The 23,660-nt window shown below is 65.3% G+C and carries 20 protein-coding genes and 2 pseudogenes; 4 read left to right on the top strand and 18 right to left on the bottom strand.

The annotated features are described in order from the left end of the window. Positions 1-12: 12 nt before the first annotated feature. Both ACIGGF_RS15360 and ACIGGF_RS15365 read left to right on the top strand, forming a co-directional pair. Positions 13-3,942, top strand: coding sequence for a Pls/PosA family non-ribosomal peptide synthetase (locus tag ACIGGF_RS15360; RefSeq protein WP_397522198.1), 3,930 nt, complete (start codon positions 13-15; stop codon positions 3,940-3,942). Positions 3,943-3,948: 6 nt separating this feature from the next. Then, the gene (locus ACIGGF_RS15365; RefSeq protein WP_397522122.1) at positions 3,949-5,286 is read left to right on the top strand and encodes a M1 family metallopeptidase; all 1,338 of its coding nucleotides are present in this window, start codon (positions 3,949-3,951) and stop codon (positions 5,284-5,286) included. 86 nt (positions 5,287-5,372) lie between these two features. On the opposite strand, the gene ACIGGF_RS15370 is transcribed toward ACIGGF_RS15365, so the two are convergent. The 14 genes and pseudogenes from ACIGGF_RS15370 to ACIGGF_RS15435 all read right to left on the bottom strand — a co-directional run bounded on the left by ACIGGF_RS15370 (position 5,373) and on the right by ACIGGF_RS15435 (position 15,572). Then, complete coding sequence (locus ACIGGF_RS15370) at positions 5,373-5,567, bottom strand: hypothetical protein (RefSeq protein ID WP_397522123.1); 195 nt, start codon at positions 5,565-5,567, stop codon at positions 5,373-5,375. A gap of 10 nt (positions 5,568-5,577) precedes the next feature. Further along, entirely contained in the window at positions 5,578-6,123 is a 546-nt protein-coding gene (locus tag ACIGGF_RS15375; RefSeq protein ID WP_397522124.1) for a hypothetical protein, read from the bottom strand. Positions 6,124-6,223: 100 nt separating this feature from the next. Then, on the bottom strand, positions 6,224-6,838 hold the full coding sequence (locus tag ACIGGF_RS15380; RefSeq protein WP_397522125.1) for a hypothetical protein: 615 nt from the start codon (positions 6,836-6,838) through the stop codon (positions 6,224-6,226). A gap of 67 nt (positions 6,839-6,905) precedes the next feature. Beyond that, positions 6,906-7,511: a hypothetical protein gene (locus tag ACIGGF_RS15385; protein ID WP_397522126.1), complete on the bottom strand. Its 606-nt coding sequence runs from the start codon at positions 7,509-7,511 to the stop codon at positions 6,906-6,908. Positions 7,512-7,609: 98 nt separating this feature from the next. Next, positions 7,610-8,860, bottom strand: coding sequence for an MFS transporter (locus ACIGGF_RS15390; protein WP_397522127.1), 1,251 nt, complete (start codon positions 8,858-8,860; stop codon positions 7,610-7,612). After that, complete coding sequence (locus tag ACIGGF_RS15395; RefSeq protein ID WP_397522128.1) at positions 8,857-9,513, bottom strand: GntR family transcriptional regulator; 657 nt, start codon at positions 9,511-9,513, stop codon at positions 8,857-8,859. Before ACIGGF_RS15395 ends, ACIGGF_RS15390 begins: the two co-directional genes overlap by 4 nt. 136 nt (positions 9,514-9,649) lie before the next feature. Further along, positions 9,650-9,847 (bottom strand): hypothetical protein, encoded by a 198-nt coding sequence (locus ACIGGF_RS15400; RefSeq protein WP_397522129.1) that lies wholly within the window; start codon positions 9,845-9,847, stop codon positions 9,650-9,652. Between the two features lie 113 nt (positions 9,848-9,960). Then, positions 9,961-10,365: a DUF2752 domain-containing protein gene (locus tag ACIGGF_RS15405; RefSeq protein ID WP_397522130.1), complete on the bottom strand. Its 405-nt coding sequence runs from the start codon at positions 10,363-10,365 to the stop codon at positions 9,961-9,963. A 13-nt stretch (positions 10,366-10,378) separates the two neighbouring features. Further along, positions 10,379-10,726: a plastocyanin/azurin family copper-binding protein gene (locus tag ACIGGF_RS15410; RefSeq protein WP_397522131.1), complete on the bottom strand. Its 348-nt coding sequence runs from the start codon at positions 10,724-10,726 to the stop codon at positions 10,379-10,381. Positions 10,727-10,749: 23 nt separating this feature from the next. Next, a complete protein-coding gene (locus ACIGGF_RS15415; protein WP_397522132.1) occupies positions 10,750-11,724 on the bottom strand; it encodes a HEAT repeat domain-containing protein in 975 nt (324 codons plus the stop codon). Between the two features lie 9 nt (positions 11,725-11,733). After that, positions 11,734-12,359 (bottom strand): annotated as a pseudogene (locus ACIGGF_RS15420) (HEAT repeat domain-containing protein). A gap of 34 nt (positions 12,360-12,393) precedes the next feature. Then, a complete protein-coding gene (locus ACIGGF_RS15425; protein WP_397522133.1) occupies positions 12,394-13,707 on the bottom strand; it encodes a GAF domain-containing protein in 1,314 nt (437 codons plus the stop codon). Positions 13,708-13,751: 44 nt separating this feature from the next. Then, a pseudogene (locus tag ACIGGF_RS15430) lies at positions 13,752-14,517 on the bottom strand (acetoin reductase). After that, a complete protein-coding gene (locus tag ACIGGF_RS15435) occupies positions 14,514-15,572 on the bottom strand; it encodes a 2,3-butanediol dehydrogenase (protein WP_397522134.1) in 1,059 nt (352 codons plus the stop codon). Before ACIGGF_RS15435 ends, ACIGGF_RS15430 begins: the two are co-directional and overlap by 4 nt. A 179-nt stretch (positions 15,573-15,751) precedes the next feature. Between ACIGGF_RS15435 and ACIGGF_RS15440 the strand changes: the two genes are divergently transcribed. Then, positions 15,752-16,891, top strand: a complete 1,140-nt coding sequence (locus ACIGGF_RS15440) for a hypothetical protein (protein ID WP_397522135.1) — start codon at positions 15,752-15,754, stop codon at positions 16,889-16,891. Here ACIGGF_RS15440 and ACIGGF_RS15445 read toward each other — a convergent pair. Beyond that, positions 16,867-17,655, bottom strand: a complete 789-nt coding sequence (locus tag ACIGGF_RS15445) for a hypothetical protein (protein ID WP_397522136.1) — start codon at positions 17,653-17,655, stop codon at positions 16,867-16,869. The genes ACIGGF_RS15440 and ACIGGF_RS15445 overlap by 25 nt on opposite strands. A 131-nt stretch (positions 17,656-17,786) precedes the next feature. Between ACIGGF_RS15445 and ACIGGF_RS15450 the strand changes: the two genes are divergently transcribed. Continuing rightward, on the top strand, positions 17,787-19,628 hold the full coding sequence (locus ACIGGF_RS15450) for an NAD(P)-binding domain-containing protein (RefSeq protein WP_397522137.1): 1,842 nt from the start codon (positions 17,787-17,789) through the stop codon (positions 19,626-19,628). A 58-nt stretch (positions 19,629-19,686) separates the two neighbouring features. Here the strand turns inward: ACIGGF_RS15450 and ACIGGF_RS15455 are convergent, their stop codons facing one another. The 3 genes from ACIGGF_RS15455 to ACIGGF_RS15465 all read right to left on the bottom strand — a co-directional run bounded on the left by ACIGGF_RS15455 (position 19,687) and on the right by ACIGGF_RS15465 (position 23,639). Continuing rightward, complete coding sequence (locus ACIGGF_RS15455) at positions 19,687-20,988, bottom strand: NAD(P)/FAD-dependent oxidoreductase (protein WP_397522138.1); 1,302 nt, start codon at positions 20,986-20,988, stop codon at positions 19,687-19,689. Positions 20,989-21,113: 125 nt separating this feature from the next. After that, on the bottom strand, positions 21,114-22,583 hold the full coding sequence (locus ACIGGF_RS15460) for a carboxylesterase/lipase family protein (protein ID WP_397522139.1): 1,470 nt from the start codon (positions 22,581-22,583) through the stop codon (positions 21,114-21,116). Positions 22,584-22,634: 51 nt separating this feature from the next. Continuing rightward, entirely contained in the window at positions 22,635-23,639 is a 1,005-nt protein-coding gene (locus ACIGGF_RS15465; protein ID WP_397522140.1) for an aldo/keto reductase family protein, read from the bottom strand. Positions 23,640-23,660 lie beyond the last annotated feature (21 nt).

Raw genomic sequence — 23,660 nt, forward strand, 5'->3', positions numbered from 1 at the left:
GCCCGGTTGTCTGTGCATCAAGAGAACGATCTGCCGGGTTCGAGCGTGGGCATCGCACCTGCACCGGCAGCGTTCCTTCGCTCGTCGCTCGCCCCTCCCGCTCGGACGCTCATCGACATCATCCGCGACACCGCCCATCGCTTCCCCGATGCCCCCGCCATCGACGACGGTGCCGTGTCGGTCAGCTACTCGGAGTTGCTGGACGACATCGCCGAGGGCGCGCAGTGGCTCGCCAATGCCGGTGTTCGGCGCGGCGACCGCGTCGGAATCCGCATGCCGTCGGGTTCGTTCTCGCTCTATGTCGCCATTCTGTCCATTCTCGAGGTCGGTGCCGCATACGTTCCGGTCGACGCGGACGACCCCGAGGAGCGAGCCGAGTTGGTCTTCGGCGAGGCGAAGGTGACGGCGATCATCACTGCGGGCGGTATCGCCGCCGGTACTGCGCCCAGGCAGGACGCTGCCGGGCGCGATACCGGGCCACCCACCGTGGACGACGACGCCTGGGTCATCTTCACCTCCGGTTCGACGGGCACACCCAAGGGCGTCGCGGTCAGTCATCGCAACGCGGCGGCGTTCGTCGACGCCGAGGCGCGCATGTTCCTGCAGCAGGATCCGTTGGGCCCGGGCGACCGCGTGCTCGCCGGTCTCTCGGTGGCATTCGACGCGTCGTGCGAGGAGATGTGGCTGGCGTGGCGGCACGGTGCGTGTCTGGTGCCCGCGCCGCGTTCGCTGGTGCGGTCCGGCTTCGATCTCGGTCCGTGGCTCGTCTCCCGAGATATCAGCGTCGTGTCGACGGTGCCTACACTGGCGTCGCTGTGGCCTGCCGTGGCGCTGGAAGCGGTGCGGCTGTTGATCTTCGGCGGCGAAGCATGCCCGCCCGAGCTGGCCGAGCGGCTTGCCGTCGAAGGCCGGGAAGTCTGGAACACCTACGGCCCCACCGAGGCGACGGTCGTCGCGTGCGCGTCGATCATGGACGGCAAGGGCCCTGTTCGCATCGGATTACCCCTGGACGGTTGGGATTTGGCGGTGGTCGACGCCTCGGGCACTCCGGTGGGGGTCGGTGAGGTAGGCGAACTCGTCATCGGTGGCGTGGGCCTGGCCCGGTATCTCGATCCGGCCAAGGACGCCGAGAAGTACGCGCCGATGCCCTCTCTCGGATGGGACCGGGCGTATCGCAGCGGTGATCTCGTCAAGCTCGAGCTCGAAGGACTGCTGTTCCAGGGCCGCGCCGACGATCAGGTCAAGCTCGGTGGTCGACGCATCGAGCTCGGCGAGATCGACAATGCGCTGCAAGCACTTCCAGGTGTAGGCGGTGCGGCGGCCGCCATTCGTAAGACCGCTGCCGGAAACTCGGTACTCGTCGGTTATCTCGCCAGCACCGACCCGAACTTCGATCTCGACGCCGCTCGCGAGTTGCTGGCCGAGCAGTTGCCTGCGGCTCTGGTCCCGCGGCTCGCGTTGGTGGACGAGATGCCGACGCGCACTTCGGGCAAGGTCGACCGCAATGCGCTGCCGTGGCCGTTGCCCGGCATGGCGGGAGCCTCCGCGCTCGGCGGGACGGCCGGGTGGGTGGCGCAGCTGTGGACCGACATCCTCGGCGCACAGGTGTCCGACGAGAACGCCGATTTCTTCGCCAACGGCGGCGGTTCGCTGTCGGCCGCGCAGTTGGTGACAGCGTTACGCGGACGGTTCCCCGAGGTCACCGTCGCGCAGTTGTACGACCACCCCCGATTGGGTTCGCTCGCACAGTATCTCGACGACTTGAAGCCGGTCGTCGAGGCCGTGCCGCGAGACGTCGCACCAACCTCGCGCACCGCCCAGTGGGCGCAGATACTGGCCACCGTTCCGTTGACCACCCTGACGGGGCTGCAGTGGGTCACCTGGCTCGGCCTGCTGTTCAACGTCATGTCCTGGTTCGGCGACGTGCCCTGGGCCCCGACGCTGTCGTGGTGGTGGGTGCTCGTGGCCTTCATCCTGTTCATCACGCCCGTCGGACGCATGGCGATCTCGGTGATCGGATCGCGCGTGTTGCTGGCCGGGCTGCAACCCGGCGCATACAAGCGCGGCGGAAGTATGCACATAAGGCTTTGGGCGGCAACGCGATTGATCGATGCCAGCGGAGCCTCCAATCTTTCGGGTGCACCGTGGATGGTCTACTACGCGCGTGCCCTCGGCTCGAAGATCGGCAAGGGCGTCGACCTGCACACCCTGCCTCCGGTCACCGGCATGCTCGAACTGGGCGACGGCTGCTCCATCGAACCCGAGGTCGATCTGTCCGGGCACTGGATCGACGGCGATGTCGTCTACATCGGCGGTATCGAAATCGGTGCCGGTGCCACTGTCGGTGCTCGCTCGACGCTGCTGCCCGGAACCAAGGTCGGCAAGAACGCGGTCGTCACGGCTGGTTCCGCCGTCGTCGGACGAGTGAAAGCCGGCCAGATGTGGTCCGGCTCGCCCGCGCAGAAGGTCGGCAAGGCCGATCATCCGTGGCCCGCCGAGACCCCGCCCCGCGCGCGAAAGTGGGTGTTCGCTTACGGCGTCGCATCCCTGTTCCTGTCCGGTATGGCGCTGTTCTCCATCGGCGTGAGCCTGGTGCTCATGGGCTGGTGGATCCATACCGCCGACTCCGTGTGGGGCGCTCTCCAGCGCGGTCTGGTGATGCTGCCCGTCGCGACCCTGCTGTCGTTGGCGGTCTTCGCGGCCATCACCGTCGTGGCCGTCCGGTTGCTCGGCATCGGACTGGTCGGCGGCTATCACCCGGTGCGCAGCCGCATCGGTTGGCAGGTCTGGGCCACCGAGCGGTTGATGGATTCTGCGCGCACGTTCCTGTTCCCGCTGTACGCGTCGCTGCTGACCCCGCATTGGCTGCGACTTCTGGGCGCGAAGATCGGCAAGGACGTCGAGGCGTCGACCGTCCTGATGATCCCCAAGTTCACCACCGTCGCCGACGGCGCGTTCCTGGCCGACGACACCATGGTCGCCAGTTACGAACTCGGCGGCGGCTGGATGCATCTGGGCGACGCCAAGGTGGGCAAGCGGGCATTCCTCGGTAACTCCGGCATGACCGGCCCCGGGCGAACCGTGCCGAAGAACGGTCTGGTCGCGGTGCTGTCGGCAACACCAGACAAGGCGAAGTCCGGCTCGTCGTGGCTCGGCAGCCCCCCGGTTCGGTTGCGCCGGGCTGCGGGTAGCGCGGACTCGTCGCGCACGTTCGATCCGCCTCGGAAGTTGAAGGTCGCGCGCGCACTCGTCGAGACGTGCCGATTGATTCCCGTCGTCGTGACGTTCGGTATCGGGCTCGCAGTCTTGTTCGGGCTCACCGCCATCGCCGACTCGGTCGGATACTGGTTGGCTGCGCTACTCAGTGGCGCCGTGCTGCTCGTTGCCGGTTTCGTGGCCGCGGCCGTGTCGGCGGCGGCCAAATGGCTGTGGGTGGGCCGTATCGGCAAGACGGATCACCCGCTGTGGAGTTCGTTCGTGTGGCGCAACGAGGTGGCCGACACGTTCGTCGAAACCGTCGCCGCGCCGTGGTTCGCGCGCGCGGCCGAGGGCACTGCGGTGCTCAACATGTGGCTGCGGTGGCTCGGGGCGGACATCGGGCGAGGTGTGTGGTGCGAAACGTACTGGCTTCCCGAAGCAGATCTGGTGACGTTGGCCGACGGTGCGACGGTCAACCGAGGGTGCGTTGTGCAGACGCACCTGTTCCATGATCGGATCATGTCCATGGACACGGTGGATCTGGGAGTCGGTGCAACCTTGGGACCGCACTGTGTCGCTTTGCCTGCATCGGGTATAGGTGATGGTGCGACGGTGGGGCCTGCCTCCCTGGTGATGCGCGGCGATACGGTTCCCGCGCATACTCGTTGGCAGGGCAATCCGATCGCGCCGTGGGCCAAGGGTGATCCCTTCCCGCGAATTCGCGACGACCGAAACGAGGGGTGATCGTTCGTGGCAGACAGACTGGTCGCACCGGTGTTCGACGTCGATTCCAGCGACAACCCGATCGATACGTATCTTCCGCAGAACGGCAACCGCGGCTATCGCATCTCGCGGTACGAACTCGACCTCGAGTACAAGGTCGAGAGCAACCGGCTGACGGGCAAGGCGAAGATCACCGCCGTCACCACTGCGACGGTGTCGAAGTTCGCGTTGGATCTCGGACCGGCGATGAACGTGTCGAAGGTGTCGGTCAACGGATCGCGTTCGGTGAAGTTCAGCCACCAGCGCGGCAAGTTGAAGATCACCCCCGCCAAGCCCATCGCCTCGGGTGCGGCGTTGGTGGTGACGGTGGCGTACGGCGGAACACCTCAGGCCATCAACGGTCTGTGGGGCGAGGTCGGCTGGGAAGAACTCACCGAAGGTTCGATCGTCGCGAGTCAGCCGAACGGCGCCGCCTCGTGGTTTCCGTGTGACGACCATCCGGTCTCCAAGGCCAGCTACGGCATCACCATCACCACGGATTCTCCGTACTACGCGGTGGCCAATGGAACGTTGGTGCGCAAGCAGACTCGCGCGAGCCGCACCACCTGGGTGTACGAGCAACCCGAGCCGATGGCCACCTATCTGGCGACCATCCAGATCGGTCCCTACGAGCATCGCATCGTCAGCCCGGGACCGGTGCCCATGAAAGCGATCACTCCCCCGCGGCTGCGCGCGCAGTTCGATCATGATTTCGGTCGTCAGCCGCAGATGATGGATACGTTCGTACGGCTGTACGGCCCTTACCCTTTCGCCTCGTACACCGTGGTGGTCACCGACGACGATCTCGAGATTCCGGTCGAGGCACAGGGCTTGTCGATCTTCGGCGCCAACCACTGTTCGGGTTCCCGGTACTACGAGCGTCTGGTGGCCCACGAATTGGCGCACCAGTGGTTCGGTAATTCCCTGACCCTCGGCAAGTGGGCCGACATCTGGCTGCACGAGGGATTCGCCTGCTACTCGGAGTGGATCTGGGCCGAGAACTCCGGCGGCGCAACGGCTCACGAGAAGGCCAAGCGCGCCCACACCATGCAGCGCGGGCTCGAGATGGACCTACAACTCACCGATCCCGGGCCCGAGCGCATCTTCGACGACCGCGTCTACAAGCGCGGAGCACTGGCACTGCACGCGGCGCGGCGCACCATCGGCGACGAGCGCTTCTTCGGACTGATCCAGGAATGGACTTCCAAGTACCGCTACTCGACGGTCGCAACCGCCGACTTCACCGACCTCGCCTCCCGCTTCGGTTGCCCCCGAAGCCTGTGGGACGCATGGCTGGTGGACAAGCAGATGCCGTCGTTGCCGTAGGTCCAGCGTCGCAAATCGGCTCCCCAGTTTCGGAAACCAGCCTGCAATCGGAGGCCTGGATCCAAGTCTGGGGAGCCGATTGCCGGTCAAACCTGCCGACGGCGGTTCTGCGCGTAGCCGATGGCCAGGAAACCCGCTGACATCAGCGCGAAAAGATTGATCGGCGATGCGATGGCACGGCCGACACTCGCATCGAGTGCCAACACTTGGAACAGCACCCAGCCCACGATGACGCCCAGCACGGCGAAAATCGGCCAGGGTCCGGAGTAGTTGTACTTCATGCTCGCTCCCTCAGCAGAACGTTGCTCCACCAGTGAGGCCACCGCCAACGGCTCCGCCGATTGCGCCGACCAAGCCGCCTCCGACAGTACCCACGACCGGGAGCGTCACGGTCCCCACGCCGGCTCCAGCGAGCCCGGCCGCGGTGCCCCCGGACACCGCACCTCCCCCGATCCCCGCCAGGCAATTTCCGATACTGAGCGTGGTGACCTCACCGTCGCTGGGCACCGCCACCGCGTGCACTCGGAGGGCGGAGCCCGAAACGGCGTACTGAACCTCGACCTGACTGCCATCTCCGGCGGTGGCCCGCGTCGGCAGCGGCTCCGTCGCACCTGTCTCGATACTTTTTGCCGTAGCAGTTCCGTCGTCTGCTACTGCGACGTCGTAGCCGACCAACGCCACAGAGAAGTCACTGTCACTGGTTTTGGCGACTCCGAGGGCGGGCGAATCCACGGTCTGCGCTTGCGCAGGAACTGCTGCCCCCACTATGGAGCCGAGTCCTGCTGCGGCGACGAAGATTCCGGTAGCGATGCGTGATGCGTTGCGCTGGGTCATCATCTCCCTTCGGTTTCAACACTTCATTTCCTTAACCAAAGTATTGAAATGTCGGCGGGGTCGTCAACCCCTCGAGGTGCAAACCTGACTGTTCACCTCATCGCTACCCGAGCGAGATGATCAACCCGGCGACCCCATATCCGTACAGCGCAGCCGTTGCCAGTGCCTGCAGCCAGAACCCTCTCGGTAACGCCGCCGCCCAGCGACCCCTGCCGTCCAGTTGCAGGTCACACGGGAAGTCGCTGATAGCCATGGCAGACGACGGCTGCCTGGAGTGCGCAAGCACCACCCCGGTGGTAAAGGGCAATCCCCGAACGAACAGGTGACCGCGCGCGTCCCCGGCGCGATACCGCACTGCAGATTCGGTGATAACCCCTGTGTACCAACGCCTTTGAACGTTCCAGCCGGTGGCGTGCGCGAGGCGAAGGTTGCGGCCGCCGCGCAGCGCGGTGTCCACGGTCTCGACGTCGGCGATCACTCCCCAGCGCAGCACCGACACCCACCAGGCGATACTTCTGCAACGAAATACCAGGGCCCCGAGCAGAACGAACGCGAAGACGTACGGCACCTGCGTCGGATATCTCGACCAGCAGGCGGCCAGCACGATCACAGCGATCAGAAACCAGTACGCCTCACGCCGATTCCATACGGTCGCACCCGCAACAAGAACCGTCGGAGGCACCCGGTGCGGAGGGTCGGTGCGTACGGACTGCAGCATGATGCCGCTGATCCTAGAGCGCAACCGGTTGGCTCGCAGCGATCTTCTCGGTTCACACCGATGTGCGCTACGGCGCGGGGGTGACCTCCGGAGGAAGCGGCCGCGCCGTGTCGGTCAGCTCTCCTGGCTCGTACACATCGAACGGGGCGTCGACCGACACGGATCCGGCGCGCTCGAACTCGAAGGTCACCGGAATTGACGTGCCCGGGGCCAGTTCGCCGTCAGCCAGCTCGAAGGTCACGGTAAATCTCTCATCGGTTCCGTCATCTCCGGAATCCAGGTTCTGCACCGGCTGACCGGCTGCAATGGACGTCGCCGGTTCGATGACGAGTTGGTCCGGTGTGGCGTCGATCGTCACCGAGGTCGCGGCGGGCGACGATATGTCGAGGAGCCGATCGTTCTCGGTTTCGGCCTCGTTCACTGCCGTGAATTCGAGGGTGGCGTTGCCGTACGCCGACGCGGAACTCTCGGGCGTGGCACCGGTGAGTGCCGCCTGCAGGGTGACGCTCTGCAGATCGATTCTGCCGACCTCCTCCGCTGCGCCGGTGTCCTGCGAGCTGGGCTCTGCGAACGAACAACCGGTCAGAGCACCGGCGGTCATCAGCGCCATGAGCATCGATGTGGAGCCGACGAGGCGACGCCGGCGAGCGGGAGCACGTCGTGTGGCATTCATGCTTGTCGTGTACCCGAGCGTCGCCCAACGAAACGGGAGCGCCTCCTCCCCTCGTGCGCGTTGTGCGCCCCTCCAGGTACGCACAACGCGCACGCCCCTTAGGGCAGGTGAGCAGACGTCTTCGACCGCACCACAAGACCGCACACTGCGGCCATCACCGTGCCGAATCCAAAGATGATCGGATACGTGACCACGCCGGGCCAGGTCTCGGTCAGCGCCGACAGCACCGCAGGGACCGCGAAGCCCAGATACGTCAGCGAATAGAACACCGCGGTGAGGCCGGCGAGGTCGTCGGGGCCGGCGATACGTTGCACCTCCTGTAGACCCGAGACCAACGCCATGCCGTATCCACACCCGAGCACCGCTGCTGCGATCAACGCGGCGGCGATGGTCAGCACCGACGCAGCCCACGCGGCAACGGCCATACCGACCACCAACAGAGACAGCGCAACCAGAGCGCCGCGCGCATTGGCGGGGGTATCGATCCGACGCCCGACGGCCTGAATCGCGAACCCGGATCCCAGCGCGATGACGGCCATCGCCGCGGACAACGCGACGGGGTAGCCGCCGCCGGGCTCGTCGGCCAACGCGTCGGCCATCAGCGACGGGAGCACCGCGTAGGCGACGCTGGCGGCACCGAAAACCCAGGGAGCCAGGGGCAACACGACGAACAGGAAGCGTCGGTGCGATGCCGATGGAATTTTGAGGTCGTCGAGCAGCTTCTTGTTCTTCGACGACACTGTGGCGGTGCGCGTTTCGGGCACGGACAGCATGCCGACGAACGCGGCGATGGAAATCAGCACGTGCACGCCGTACGCGAGATGCGTCGGCCAGGGCGCCCACTGCGCAAGCACGCCGGCAACTCCGGCACCGAGAGCGAAGCCCGCGGTCAGCGACATCGCGGCGCGGCGCGCTCCGGCCCCGGGCTTGGCGGCGGCGTCGCGACTGGAGAGTTCCTTGACCCAACTGCCGCCGACCGCCATGCCGATGCCGAGTGCGATCCCGCTGAGCACACGGCCACCGAAGAGCATGACGGCGTTGTCGGGTCCCAGCGCAATCAGAATGGACCCGGCCGCGGCAATTGCGGGGGCGGGCAACATGATCGGGCGTCGACCGAGCCGATCGGACAGTGGACCGCAGATCAACATCGCCGGAATGATGCCGAGGACGTACGCGAACAAGAACGTATCGACCACCACGGCCGAGAAGCCGTGATCGAGTCGGTACATCACCAACAGCGGCGTGAATTCGTTGCCGCCCCAGGCGACGGCGAACATGCCGACCGCAACCAACAGCCAGCGTTTCGCCGCCGTCTGCTGCAGTTTCTCGTCGATCATTGCCTCGCTCATCGCAATCCCCCTCTGTCGTTACGCAAGCCGTGCACCCCGAGCATGTGCTGTTCGACGGCTCGCTCGAATTCGTCTGCGTCGCCGGCTTCGATCAGGTCGGCGAGTCTGCGGTGATCGTCGACGATGCGGGAGATCTGACCCGGATCACGGGTCAGCGAAGCTGCCGTCATCCGCCGCTGACGCTCACGAAGTCCGTCGTAGAACGCGTCGAGCAATGGGTTGTTTCCGGCACGGACGATCGTGCGATGAAAGTCGGCATCGGCGGCACTGAACTCGGCGGCGGTGCCGTCGATCGCCAACTGTTCCTGAAATCGCAGGTTGTCGCGCAGCGCATCCACCACGCGTGAGCGAGCACCCGAAGCGCCGATGAAGGCTCGAACACTTCCCGCTTCGACGAGTCGACGCGCGTCGACGACACTTTCTGCTTCACCCACCGCGATCGGGACGACCAGCGCCCCGCGCTTGGGATACAAGCGCATCCATCCCTCGACCTGCAGGCGTAGAAACGCCTCGCGTACGGGAGTGCGGCTGATCTCGAGGCGGGTTGCGATCTCGCCTTCACTGACGAGCTCGCCGCCGGGAAGTTCCCCCGAGACAATGAGCTCCTTGACCGTCGCATATGCCGTATCGGCAGCAGATCTCGTCTCGGACACAACATAGATACTAGACGCGCCTCAGTAGCCCGCCTATTCGGGACCCTCGAAAAGTCCACTCGACGTGACATCGACCGTCGAAAAGGCCACCGAACGTCACATCGACTCCCCAAGGGGAGTCGGGGGGATCCAGGGCTCAGGGAACCCAGTGCCTGGCGGCGATGTCGTCGATCACCGGATCCCCGTCGGGGGCCGCGTCCAGTGCTTCGAGGTCGTCGCGCAGGGCGTTGAGGCGCGGGTCGTCGCCCTCTGCCTGTTCGGCGGGGGTGCCTCCGTCGTCGGCGATCTGGGCCAGTAGTTTCGCCCGCACCCGGTCTCTCAGGGAGTCGCTCATTCGTCGTCACCCTTCTTGAACACGCGTCGAGCCGTGGGGATGAGCGCGATGAGCACGCCCAGCAGCACGATGATCGAGAAGATTTCCAGCAGCACAGCTACCTCCTAGTTGTGTCAGGTCGGGGCGATCGCGGTGCCCCACGGGGTATTGCGCACCACGGTGAAGACGGTCAACAGGGCAAACAGCACCGCGACAGCCGAACGATTTGGGTGAGGCACGGTCAGTGGCGTCTGCGTCCACCGAGCTCGGAGCCACAGCCCCCACACCCCGACGGCCACGACAACGCACACAACCGCAACGACATTGCTCGACGCGGCTGCCGCGATGTCTCCGCGCGTGAGGTCGCCGAAGGCCCTGGTTGCACCGCATCCCGGACACCACAGTCCAGTGATGGCGTGGAACGGGCAGGGCAGGTACGACGAGGTTCGGGGATCGCGCACGTGCAGCAGCACTGCCCCGCTCACCGCAGCGGCCGCCACCCCGAGAGGTGCGGCGATACTGCGGATCCGGGTTGCCATGGCTACCAGTCCATCACGGTTCGACGATGATCGTCGCCGTCATGTCAGGGTGCGGGGTGCAGTGGTAGGTGTAGGTGCCCGCGGTGTCGAAGGTGTGGGTGAACTGCCCCGTCTGCATCAGTTCGCTGCGGAACGACTTGTCATCGGCGACGACGTTGTGTGCCATCGCCTGATCCGCGAACACCCACGTCACGGTCTCGCCTGCGGTGATCGTCAGGGTCTGCGGCGTGTACATCCGATCGGCGACGGTCACCTGGTTCTCGGCAGCGGGCGCGGCCGGCGCGGCCGGGGTGGTTGCGGTGGAGCAGGCAGTCGCAGCCAGCGTGATCGACAGTGCCGCGAACAATCCCAGTGCCTTCATGTCTTCGACGGTACCGAAGCGCCTCACTCTCTCCGGTCCAGCAGGTAGGTCGCCGTCAACGCGACAGAGCGGTCCTCGTCCAGGGCCAAAGTGCGCAGAGCCTGCGTCGCGGCGGTGCCCGGAATACTGGCCAGCGCCTGGGTCACCCGAAGACGCACTGATGCCTCGCGCGGTCCGGCCAGCAGAGCGGCAACTGTCGAGTCGGCGGAACCGAGTTCACCGAGAGCATCTGCGGCGTCCACGTCGTTGTTGCCCTCGAACACCATCGTGATCAGGGTCGGGATCGCGTCGGCGATCCCGCGAGCCGCCAGTTCCAACGCTGCGACGCGTGGTATCCGATCGTCGTCGTGACCCAGCGCCTCCCGGAGCAATTCCGTGGCGTCAGGATGTGGAATCTCTACGACGGTATCGATTGCGCGCCGTCGCACGTCCGGATCCGGTGACTCGAGGCCCTGCCGCAGCGCCGTAACGGCGTCGCTCCCGGTTTGGGCGAGTGCCCATCGCAGCGCGCCCGCCACGTTGGTCGCCGGTTCACGCAGCACCGCCTCGGCCAGCGCCTCCGCCGGCACGGTCCGATCACCGACGGACGACAATGCGGCCGACTGACGCTTCCCTGCACTCACCGAATCCAGGTCGCCCAGCAGCGCCACGGTACCGAGCACGTCGTCCCAATCGTCGGGACGGGAACCGCCGATCCGACCCAGCCGTGTGAGCAACTCGGTGTCCCGCGCGATGCGCTCCTCGGCTCGGGCGGCGAGCTCTTCGACGATTCCCGACGCCGCAAAACTCGGATCGTCCAGGGCCCGTCCCACGTCGTGCAGAGACAACCCCAGCGACCGGAGCGACTCGACGTGGAACAGGCGACGGACGTCGGCCGGGGAGTAGTCGCGGTAGCCGGTGCCGCCCCGAGAAGTCGGCTGCACCAGCCCGAGCCTGTCGTAATGCCGAAGCATGCGGGCGCTGACCCCGGACCGTCGCGCCACCTCACCGATCAACATCGTTCTATCTCACCCCGCCGGTTCCGTAGCTCCAAGTGCATCGACGCGCTTGGCCTCGAACACCGCGAACCCGGCATCCGGATCTCGCAGCAGCGCCTCGGTGGCCAGCGCGTGGGCGCGAACGGCAACGTCCTTGCTCGACGCGGCCTGGCGCAACATCGGCTCGATCACCGATCCGAGTGCAACGAGCGCGCGACTCAGACTGCGCCGTACCTCGTGGCCACCTCGGCCCAACTGCGCGGCCAGCATCGCGGCCAGCTCCCCTTCACTGCCGGCCGGCACCAAGACGACCGCTGTGCGCCATGCGCTTCGTGCTACCTCGTCGTCGGCGTCGGCAATCAATTCCTGGGTGATCACCGGCCACGCCGCCCGATCTTTCACCTTCGACAGCGTGTGCAGCGCCTGACTGCGAGCGAGTGTTCCCCCGAGACGTACCTCCTCGATCAGCCGCGGCACCGTCGGCGACGCGGGAAGCCGAATCACGGCCCAGGTCAACATCTCCCGCACCTGAAATCGGATTCGACGGCGCACCGCTCCAACAGAACGTCGAGATACCGTGGGTCCGGTGCAGTCCCGATGTCCAGTGCAGCTCTGAGACGAACAGACGGATCGTGGTGCTGGAGTGCTTCGTTCATGACGGCCAGCCAAGACCTTGTCACGGTGTGAAGGTCAAGCCAAGGGTCCAGCGCCTGCACCCCGTGCAGCTCGGATCGCCGGGGCCGACGAATGCGGCAGGAACCGAGCCATGTCCGACGGCATGAGCACCTCCACCGTCGCCGATTCGTCCAACCGATACGGCTGGGTCGAAATGATGCCGGCGAGATGCTTGCGTAGGCGCGACATCTCGGCTCGGACGGTGATGGAGCGGCCGTCGTCGCCGAACAGATCGGCGGCCATCTGCGACGCGGTTCGCCCCTGCCGATGCGTGGCAAGAAGGTACAGAATTTCGGCGTGCCGGGGCGTCGGCTCGTGGGTCCATTCCCCCACCTCGCTGCGCACCTCGATGCGCGGCTTCTGCGAACTTCTGAGGTCGATGCAGATTGTCGTCGATCCGATATCGGCGACGCCAGAATCCATCGTGCTGGTGGGTCGAACGAGCCAGCCACCGGGCAGGGGCTCGAAATCGCACACGCCGAGGGTCGGCAGCCAGAAGCGTCCGGTAGCCAGGTCTTCGGGAAGCAGGATGCGGTTACGCAGCGCCACCGATTCGACGGCGGCAACCCAGCCGTTCGCATCGACGGCCAATGCCGGGGCTCGGAGTCTGGCCAGCATCGGGGCCGCGACCGAACGCAGGCGGTCCAGCGTCGACCGATGCAGCTCGCGCAGTTGCGATTCGGCCAACCGGGCCACCGCGTCCACCAGGGCGATCGTCGTGGGATGCACCGTCTTTGCCGGCCCGCTCACGTCGATCGCCCCGAGCACCTGACCGGTACGCGGATCGCGAATCGGAGCGCCCGCACAGGTCCACGAATGATGGCTCCGCACATAGTGTTCGGCGGAGAAGATCTGCACGGCTCGGCGAGAGACCAGGGCCGTCCCGATGGCGTTGGTGCCCACCGAATCCTCGGCCCAGTTGGCCCCCTCGACGAATCCGAGGCCGTCGGCTCGGTCGAGCACCGACGCCGACCCACTGCGCCACAGCACACGACCGTTCCGATCCGCGACGACGAGGATGTTGTCGCCATCCTGGACGACCGATTCCAAGCCGCGGGCCAGATCGTCCAGGATGTCGAACAGTCCCGATTCCCGACGGCTCAGCTCGAGGTCCGACGCGTCCATCTGCCGCTCGGCCGGATTGCCGAGTTCGGGGTCGATACCGAGGGTCTGCAGCCGTCGCCACGAGTCGCCGATCACGTCGCGAGGACGCGCCGGCGACTTGCCGCCGGTCATGGTCGCGTCGTAGACGGCAGTGAGTATCTGCGCGTAGCGGCGCGGGTCCTCACCGGCCGCCAGCGCAGGTTCAGGGCCTGTCGACTGCGTCATCGCTGCCAATTGTGCTCCAGCTCACAAATCGCGTTCGTGCGGGGTCACCGGTAGACCAGACCACCGTCGATCAACGGTGCCTGACCGGTCATGTAGTCCGAGTCGGGGCTCGCGAGGTACGAGACGAACGCGGCAACGTCCTCGGGCGTCTGAGCGCGACCGAGCGCAATACCTCCGACGTACTTGTCGTAGGTCTCCCCCGGCGGCACCGGTCAGCTCCGCGAATCGCTTGTCGATGGTCACCCACATGTCGGTGCCGACGACGCCGGGGCAATATGCGTTGACGGTGATGCCGTCCGCGGCATATTCCTTGGCCGCGGCCTGGGTGAATGCGCGTACCGCGAATTTGGTTGCGCTGTAGACACCGAGCATCGCGAACCCGTCGTGCCCGGCGATCGAGGACGCGTTGATGATCTTGCCCTTCTGGCCGAGCGACTTGAATTGTGCTGCGGCAGCTTGGATTCCCCACAACACACCATCGACGTTGACGGCCCAGATTTTCTTCGTGTCTTCGGGTCGAACATCGTCGAGCGGTGCCACCTGCGCAATGCCCGCATTGTTGACGATGACGTCGAAGCCACCGAGCGCCTCGCGAGCGTGGGCGACGGCGGCGAACACTTGGTCACGATCACTGACGTCGGCCACGAATGTCGTTGCTCGACGGCCTGTTTCACGAACTTCCTCGGCTACCGACGAAATCTTGTCCTCGGCCAGATCGACGAGGGCGATGTCGTGACCGTCGTTCGCCAATCGTAGGGCGATAGCCCGTCCGATGCCCTGACCCGCTCCCGTCACCAGCACCACGCTCATGCGAATGCACCCGTCGACGGGTCGACCAGAACCTTCATCTTGGTGCCCGCATGCAGCGCCTCGAATCCGTCGTCGATGACACCGTCGAGCGAGATCTTGTCCACCCACCCCGTCGTGTCGTAGTGGCCCTGGCTCATCAGATCGATGACGGCCTCGTAGTCCGCGGAGGTGTAGCAGAGCGATCCCTGGATGCGGGATTCGTTCATCACCAGCTTCTGCAGCGGTGTGGTGAGCGGCTTCTCGTAGATCGCGACGCTCACGAGCGGCTTGCGCGCACCGATGCATCCGAGCGCGGTCTCCACCGCAGGTTGCACGCCGGCCGCGTCGTAGATGGCGTCCGCACCTTTGCCGTCGGTGAGCTCGGCGATGAATCCGGGAACGTCGGTGGCCGTCGGATCGAGAGTCTTCGCGCCGAGGGCCTCGATCGATGCGCGACGCGTCGGCGACGGTTCGACGACGTAGACGTTGTCGAGTCCTTTGCCGCGTAACGCGAACCACAGGCCGATACCGATGGGGCCGGCACCGAACACCATGGCTGTGTCCTCGGGCTTCGGATCGCCCAATGTCGCAGCGTGATAGGCAACCGACATCGGTTCGACGAGGGCTCCGAGCTCGAGGGAGACACTGTCGGGCAAGGCGTGAATCATGTCGGTGGGGACCACGGTGTATTCGGCCATTCCGCCGTCGGACATCAGTCCGTGGAAGCCGATCTGGGCGCAGATGTTGTAGTTGCCCGCCCGGCAGGGGCCGCAGTGTCCGCAACGGTAGAGCGGTTCGATGGCGACTCGATCGCCCACCGCGATACCGGTGACACCCTTGCCGAGCTCGGTGACCGTTCCCGAGAACTCGTGCCCGAGCACCAGCGGCATCTCCTGGCCGGTCAACGGGTGCGGTGAGGTGGGGATGAAAATGGGTCCGGCGTAGTACTCGTGCAGGTCGGTTCCACAGATTCCGTTGAACCCGACCTTGACCTTGACCTGCCCCGCACCGGGACTGGGCTCGGGTACGTCGGTGATCTCCACCTTGTTGGGTCCGTAATACACAGCTGCACGCATCGGTTCACTCCTGACTGAATTGGATGCACACAGGTTTATGTGACGCGGCGCACAAGCGACAGGGTTGCACCGCGTTGCAGTCCGGATGCCGCGTTGCAACCGTCCGCAACCCTGACGGTGATTTGTGATTCAGCTCATAGTGACGGCGTCCCGATCGACCCGACCGAAACGAGCAGCACATGACCGCAACCGAAGATCGACCCCTCGAAGAACCCAGAACTGCTGGCCCACAACACACATGGTTAGCGTTCGGCCTCGCCAACCTCGCCGTCGTGGTAGCCGTGTCGGTAGCGACCTGGTACCTGCTGGCCGACCCCACCACCAGCCCCTGGAACTTCTATCCCCTCCCCTTCAATGCCGCGTTGTTCTGGGCGATTCTGTTCATCGTGTTCATCGGGTTCGATTGCGAATTCGCCGGGTTCGACTCCCTGAAGCAGCCGATGCGCGGACTCGCAATTCTGGAGTCGACGGCGGTGTTCGCCGTCGCCGTCACCTGGCTCCTCGGCAGCGGTCTCGGGGCGCTGTATCCGGATTTCGCCGGTTCCCGCGAAGGGGGGCTCGGCTACTTCGCAGGCGCGCTGTTCGTGCTGTTCGGGTTCGGCACGTGGGTCATGGTGGTCCTCAACTGGCAACACTGGCCGTGGACCGTGCTGAGCATGAAGCAGCCGCTGATCGGGCTGTGCGAGATCGCGTTCGTCGCCGTGCCCACTCTCGCGTTGTACTTCGTGTTCGGTCTGCCGTCGGTCTCGCTGTCGGCCACCGATCCGCTGATGTCCGTCGATACAGCGCTCGGCTGGTTCTACTCGATCGTCGTCTCGGTGATCCTCACCGGTCAGACCCTCGACAACTGGCCCTGGAAACTGGCCGGCGACGGAGGACGGACTGCACTGGCAGCCACCGTCGGCAACGCAGTGCTCGGCACCGCGATCTACTTCCTGATGGTTCCGCTCGCGAAGCTGCTCGTCGGGTCCGACGCCACCGCGGAGCTCGGCAGCGTGATCAACCAGTTTCCCGCTCAGATCGGCGTGTGCTGGGCCTTCTGGATGATTTTCTGGGCCAACGGTTTCGGCAATCGCTTCCCGGCGGCGGCGCGCGCCCTCTTGACGTTCACCCTGGCCATCGGCACCTTCCTGGCCTACTACTTCGTTCTCGCCGAGCACCTACTCCACGAGCCCGTCGTCGCGGCCGGAATCTCCGGCAACGCTCTCGGCTTCGTCGACTGGCTGGTGCTGTGGACGTTGATCTACGTCGTCGGATTCCAGTCGTTGGGGTTGAACAAGCTCTCGCAGCCCGATCAGTCGCTCAGCGCAGGACACTGAAAGGCCAGTGCGGCTCTGATGAATTCGACCCTGCCCCGTTCGATCTGCAGCAGGTGGCCATCCGTTTCGCTCTCCAGTCGCGCAATGATGTCCCGTAGTTCGATGACGTCGTGTCGGGCGATTCGTCGGTTCTCCGGAAGTTCGCCGGGTTCCTCGGGGGAGGCAAGAAAGTCGAGGCGGTCCTTCAACGAGTTCTGGTGCATGTCCCTCATGAAATCGACCTTGCCTGCAGCGTTGTCCTCGAATTCTGCCAGTTTCTCGTCGGCCCTGGCGAGGTAGTCGGTGGTGTTGCCCGACATCTCCATATCGGTGCAGAGTCGACGACCCAGACCGCGCAAGAACCCTGGAGTCGACATCGCCGTCTCGAACTCTCCGGGTGAAAGACCTGCTTTCCAATCGAATTCGAGACTGCAGGCGGCTGCAGCGAAAGCTGCGTCTCCGCCGACAGGTGTGTTGGCGTACAGCAATGCAGTCGTGCTACCACCGGGAACGAACGCGCTCAGACGGCGTGCGTCCATAGGGTCGTCGGGCTGATTGTTACGCCAGTAGAACTCTTCCTCCAACGCCGTACGCACCTGTCCCCGCACCCGCAGATACGGAGTGAGGAGCACTGCGTCACCCATGACGGTCAGCGTCGAGTTCTCGCCGACGGAGTCGATGCACGGAACCGCCGGCGACCGGGTACCGGTGACGACGGGAAGCGATGCCGACGAGCAGCCGGTCAGGACGACCAGCGCCAGAGCTATGGCGATACGACGAATCATGTTTCCCCCCGGAAATTTCTCGAACCGTACCGCTGATCTTCGAGTGCAACCCACTGCAACTCTCGACCCAGCCGCGTTCGAAGAGTGTGCTGGGTCACACAACGCACCGCACTGTCGCACGAGGAGTTTTCATGACCCAGACCATCGAGCCGATCGAGATCAACCGCACGCGCAGTCCTCAGGAACGGGTCGACACCTGGCTGTCGACGTTCGAGGACGCACTGGTCGCCCGTGACATTCCGCGTGTCGCCGGCATGTTCGCTGTCAGCGGCTTCTGGCGCGATCTCGTCACGTTCACCTGGAATCTCAAGACGGTGGAGGGTCGCGACGGCGTCGCAGACATGCTGTCCGAACGACTCGACGACACCGATCCGACGGGTTTCCACACCACCGAGACCCCCGACGAATCGGACGGTGTCGTCTCGGCCTGGATCGAATTCGAGACCGCGACGAGCCGCGGCAAAGGGCATCTGCGCTTGACGACGGACGCCGAGACCGGTGAGGACGTCGCCTGGACCCTGCTCACGACGATGCAGGAACTCAAGGGATACGAGGAGCGGCAGGGCAAGTCCCGTATCAAGGGTGCCGTGCACGGCTCGAATGCCGACGCCCAGAACTGGGCCGAGAAGAAGGAGATGGAAGAGAAGGAGCTCGGCTACAGCGTGCAGCCGTACGCCCTCGTCGTGGGCGGCGGCCAGGGTGGCATTGCTCTCGGTGCGCGTTTCCGTCAACTCGGTGTTCCCGCCATCGTCGTCGACCGCGCCGAGCGCCCCGGTGACCAGTGGCGTGGCCGCTACAAGTCGCTGTGCCTGCACGATCCGGTCTGGTACGACCACCTTCCCTACCTGCCGTTCCCGCCGAACTGGCCGGTGTTCGCGCCGAAGGACAAGATCGGTGACTGGCTCGAGATGTACACCAAGGTCATGGAGGTGCCGTACTGGAGCAAGACCACCGCCAAGTCCGCGACCTACGACGAGACGGCCAAGGAGTGGACGGTCGTCGTCGACCGTGACGGCGAGGAAGTGATCCTGCGGCCCAAGCAGTTGGTGATGGCCACCGGAATGTCGGGCAAGAAAAATGTCCCCAACTTCCCCGGTATGGACGAATTCGAAGGCGAGCAGCACCATTCCAGCGAACACCCCGGTCCCGACGCCTATGTCGGCAAGCGCGTGGTGGTCGTCGGTTCCAACAACTCGGCGCACGACATCTGCAAGGCCCTGTACGAGACGGGTGTCGACGTCACGATGCTGCAGCGCTCGTCCACGCACATCGTCAAGTCGGATTCGCTGTGCGAGATCGCTCTCGGTGATCTGTACTCCGAGCGCGCAGTGGAATCCGGAATGACCACGGCCAAGGCCGATCTCACGTTCGCGTCGCTGCCGTACCGGATTATGCACGAGTTCCAGATCCCGGTGTACCAGCAGATCGCGGAGCAGGACAAGGACTTCTACGATCGCCTCGAGAAGGCCGGCTTCCAGCACGACTTCGGCGACGACGGCTCGGGGCTGTTCATGAAGTACCTACGTCGCGGCTCCGGCTACTACATCGACGTCGGCGCATCCGAGCTGGTTGCGGACGGAAAGATCAAACTTGTTGCCGGACAGGTCGATCGGATCAGCAAGACCGGCGTGGTGCTCGAGGACGGCACCGAACTGCCCGCCGACCTCATCGTCTACGCCACCGGCTACGGCTCGATGAACGGTTGGGTTGCCGATCTCATCGACCAGGAGACCGCCGACAAGGTGGGCAAGTGCTGGGGCCTGGGCTCGGACACCACCAAGGATCCCGGTCCGTGGGAGGGCGAACAGCGCAACATGTGGAAGCCGACTCAGCAGGAGAACTTCTGGTTCCACGGCGGCAATCTGCATCAGTCACGGCACTATTCGCTGTACCTGGCCCTGCAGATCAAGGCCCGCTACGAGGGCATAGACACCCCGGTCTACGGGCTGCAGGAAGTGCATCACCTTCGGTGATGCAGTGGCGTGGTCGAGTGCCCCAGAAGGCGCTCAACCACGCCACTGCCGTAGGCACTCACTCGTACAGATCGATTCCCTGAGCCTTCTTGATCAGCGCATCCTCGGACCGCACCTGGGCAAGGTTCACAACCCGGGTCGGCAGCACCGAGGCGTACAGCCAATCCGTGGCCACCCGCACCCTGGCCGAGACCGTGGGCAGGGCGTACAGGTGGTAGCCGCGTGCGACGAACTTCGCCACCGGTCCGGTCAACGGAATACCGAGAGGCTTTGCGACGCCGTCAAATCCGCCGAGATCGGCAACGAGGCCCAAATCCTTGTGCTTGTACGGACGGGCCTCCCCTACGCCGAGTGAGGCTGCGACATTGCGGGCGACGGCAACACCTTGGCGCTGAGCGTGCTGCGCCGTCGGCGGTGTCGGTTTCGACGGATCGGCGGCGATGTCCGGGACTGCCGCTGCGTCACCGATCGCCCAGACATCCGGCACTCCGGGCACGGTCATATCGGCACCCACGACGAGGCGGCCGCGCTCGGTGGGCAGACCCAGACGGGCGATGATCGGACTCGCGGCGACGCCCGCTCCCCAGACGAGAGTGCGGGATGGAACGACCTCGTCGTCGGTGAGCGTCACCGACGTCGCCGTGGCCGACGCCACCGACACCCCCAGCCGGACGTCGACGCCGCGCTCGGCAAGCACTGCGAGCGCTTCCTTGCCCAGTCGAGCGCCCAGTTCCGGCAGCACTGCGTCGGCCACGTCGACCAGCAGCCAGCGCACCTCGTCCGGGTCGACGCTGGCCCACCGCGATGCGATGCCGGTGATCCAATTCTGCATCTGCGCAACGAATTCGGTGCCGGTGTACCCCGCACCCACAGCGACGACCGTCATTCGCTCGGCGCGTTCCCTCCGACCTTCCGGGGTGTCGGGCAGAGCGTCGGCCGCATCGAGTTGCGCCAGCACGTGGTTGCGGATGTACACAGCCTCGCTCAGGGTCTTGAGTCCGTATGCATGCTCGTCGACGCCCGGGATGTCGAACTGCTTGGTCACCGATCCAGGTGCCAGGATCAGCTTGTCCCATTCGAGCGTCGAATCGCCGTCGGGGCCGGTCACCGTCAATTCGTGCGACTCGAAATCGACGGTCGTGACGTGTCCGAGCACCAACCCGACCCGCGGCAGCGCCTGCCGGGTCGAGACGGCGATATCCCGCGGATCGAGCACACCGGTGGCGACCTCGGGCAGCAGCGGACTGTAGAGCAGGTAGTCGGTGGGAGCCACCAACGTCAGCACTGCGCGATCGGGACCCAGCAGCTTCGCAAGCCTCTGCAGGGCGTTGAAACCGCCGAAACCGCCACCGACCACCACGACCCGAGCAGGCCGTGCTGGGACCGGAGTACTCGTACGGACACCAGAAAGGAATCTGCGCATATCCGAGGTTAACCCGCCGGCGGGGGGCCTCGCAGACCACGTTCGGAGGTTATGAAGGAAAGTCAGCGAACCCCGTCCCACACCGCCCGGGTCGCAGACCTCGGATCCAGGGCGATGCCGGGCTCGTCGCCGAACATCATCACCGCACGGTCGCTGCCGTAGAGGTCCCATCCAGGAGAACCGTCACGCACGAAGTCGACCCATGCACGGTGCATCTCGTCGGCCACTTTCTGCGGCGGGTTCGCGCCGGTGATCCGTGCGGTCTCGGGCTTGTGCAGCGTGTCGAACACGAACGGGATCTCCAGCGCATGGCAGGCTCCGAGCTTGCCGTCGAACAGCGATGAGCGCCAAGTGAATTCGTAGACGAAGGCATTGCCGGAGCGGGCCTCGACCAGCCGTGTGGCCGGGATGCGGAAGAACCAGTCGGTCATGACCGCGATCATCAGCTCGCCGGCCGAGGCATCGGGGAGCTGTTCGCGGTACTTCTCCAGCGCCGACGGATCGGCTCGATACCCGGCCAGCACCATCGTCACGTAGTCCTCGGTGATGTGCGGAACGAGCCCTGCCGGAACGATGAAGAACGCATGTTCCTCGCTGGTGGTTCCGATCAGCACATCCACCTGTGCGCTCGCGCCGTCACTGATGATGCGCGAAAACGGCAGCGCAGGAACAACATCACCGTCGATGCACGGCTCGAAAGCCATCACGTTCAGGGCCAGCTCACCCCATGCGCCGGTCGGAGCCTCGGCCGTGATGCGGTCGGACAGATCGCGTTGGGCTTCGACCAGGGCGTCCACCGCCACCGACCCGAGCCCGTCCACGGTCGCCTCGACGCCGAGCGTGGACGCCAGAGCAGCGGAAACCTTCGCGGCGGTCTCGGCGGTGATGACGTGGTGACCGGCACCGCTCTGAAGAATCGCTCGCTGGAAGAGTCCCTCGGCGCGGGGCATCGACATCAAGGTGCCGACGCTCATCGCGCCGGCCGACTCCCCGGCGATCGTCACTCGGGCCGGGTCGCCGCCGTAGGCCGCGATGTGGTCACGGACCCACTCGAGGGCCGCAACCTGGTCGAGCATCCCGCGGTTGGCAGGGGCACCGTCGATCAGCGCGAAGCCGTCGACGCCGAGTCGGTAGTTGATCACCACGGCCACGACGCCGTCGCGGGCGAAGGCGGAGCCGTCGTACGTGGGAATGGCGTTGCTGCCGTTGACGAATGCCCCGCCGTGGATCCAGACGAACACCGGTGCCGATCCGTCGACATCGGGGGTGAACACGTTGACGTTCAAGCAGTCGTCACCGGGCACCACCGGCTCACTGAGGATCTCACTGGTCGGCGGACGGTAACCCACCTTGGGAACGGTGGCACCGAGCTCGAGTGCGTCGCGCACCCCGTCCCACGTGGGCGGTGGTGTCGGCGCTTGGAACCGGTGCGGTCCGAACGGGGGCGCTGCGTACGGCACTCCGAGGAACGAGGTGACACCTGCGTCGGTCCGACCGCGAACCTGGCCCTGGGGTGTATCGACGGTGATCATGTCCATACCTCATTGTTACCCCGTCCCGGTCGGACCGACGCAGGCAGGCGGTCAGACCAGGCGCGCGTCCGGCGAACCCGTCTTGCCCGCGTCACGCTCCACCGAATCACCCAGAGCATCGTCGATCTTGGCGAGAACGTCGGAGTCGAGAGTGACCTCCGATGCCTTGATGTTCTCGGCGATCTGTTCCGGACGCGAGGCACCGACCAGTGCGGCGGATACGTTGTCGTTGGCCAGCACCCACGCAACGGCCAACTGCGCCATGGTGATTCCGAGATCGTCCGCGATGGGCTTCAGTTGCTGTACCCGGGTGAGCGTCTGATCGTCGAGGTAGCGCGCGATCATCTTGTCGCCACCCTTGTCGTCCTTGGCGCGCGAACCGTCGGGCAGGGGTTGGCCGGGAAGGTACTTGCCGGTGAGCACGCCCTGCGCGATGGGCGACCACACGATCTGCGAGATGCCCAGCTCTTTCGACGTCGGGATCACCTGATCCTCGATGACACGCCACAATGCCGAGTACTGCGGCTGATTCGAGATGATCGAGAAGCCGTTCCGACGGGCGAGTTCCTGCCCTGCGCGCAGCTGATCGGCCGTCCATTCGGAGACGCCGATGTAGAGCGCCTTGCCCTGACGGACGACGTCACCGAACGCGGCGATGGTCTCTTCCAGCGGAGTTTCCACGTCGTAGCGATGCGCCTGGAAGAGGTCCACGTAGTCGGTACCGAGCCGACGCAACGACGCGTCGATTCCTTCGAAGATGTGCTTGCGTGAGAGTCCGGTGTCGTTGGGGCCCTTGGGTCCGACGGGGAAGTAGACCTTGGTGAAGATTTCGAGCGATTCCCGACGCTGACCTTTCAGTGCGTCACCCAGCACCGTCTCGGCCGCTCCGTTCGCGTAGACGTCTGCGGTGTCGAAAGTGGTGATACCGGCATCGAGAGCGGCGCGTACGCACTCGGCGGCGATGTCGTTCTCCACCTGCGATCCGTGCGTCAACCAGTTGCCGTAGGTGATCTCCGAGATCTTCAGTCCACTGTTTCCGAGGTATCTGTAAGCCATGTGAGAAAACGGTACTCCGAC

Origin of the sequence: Rhodococcus sp. NPDC078407, from assembly GCF_044542515.1 — a bacterium.
Classification (GTDB): domain Bacteria; phylum Actinomycetota; class Actinomycetes; order Mycobacteriales; family Mycobacteriaceae; genus Rhodococcoides.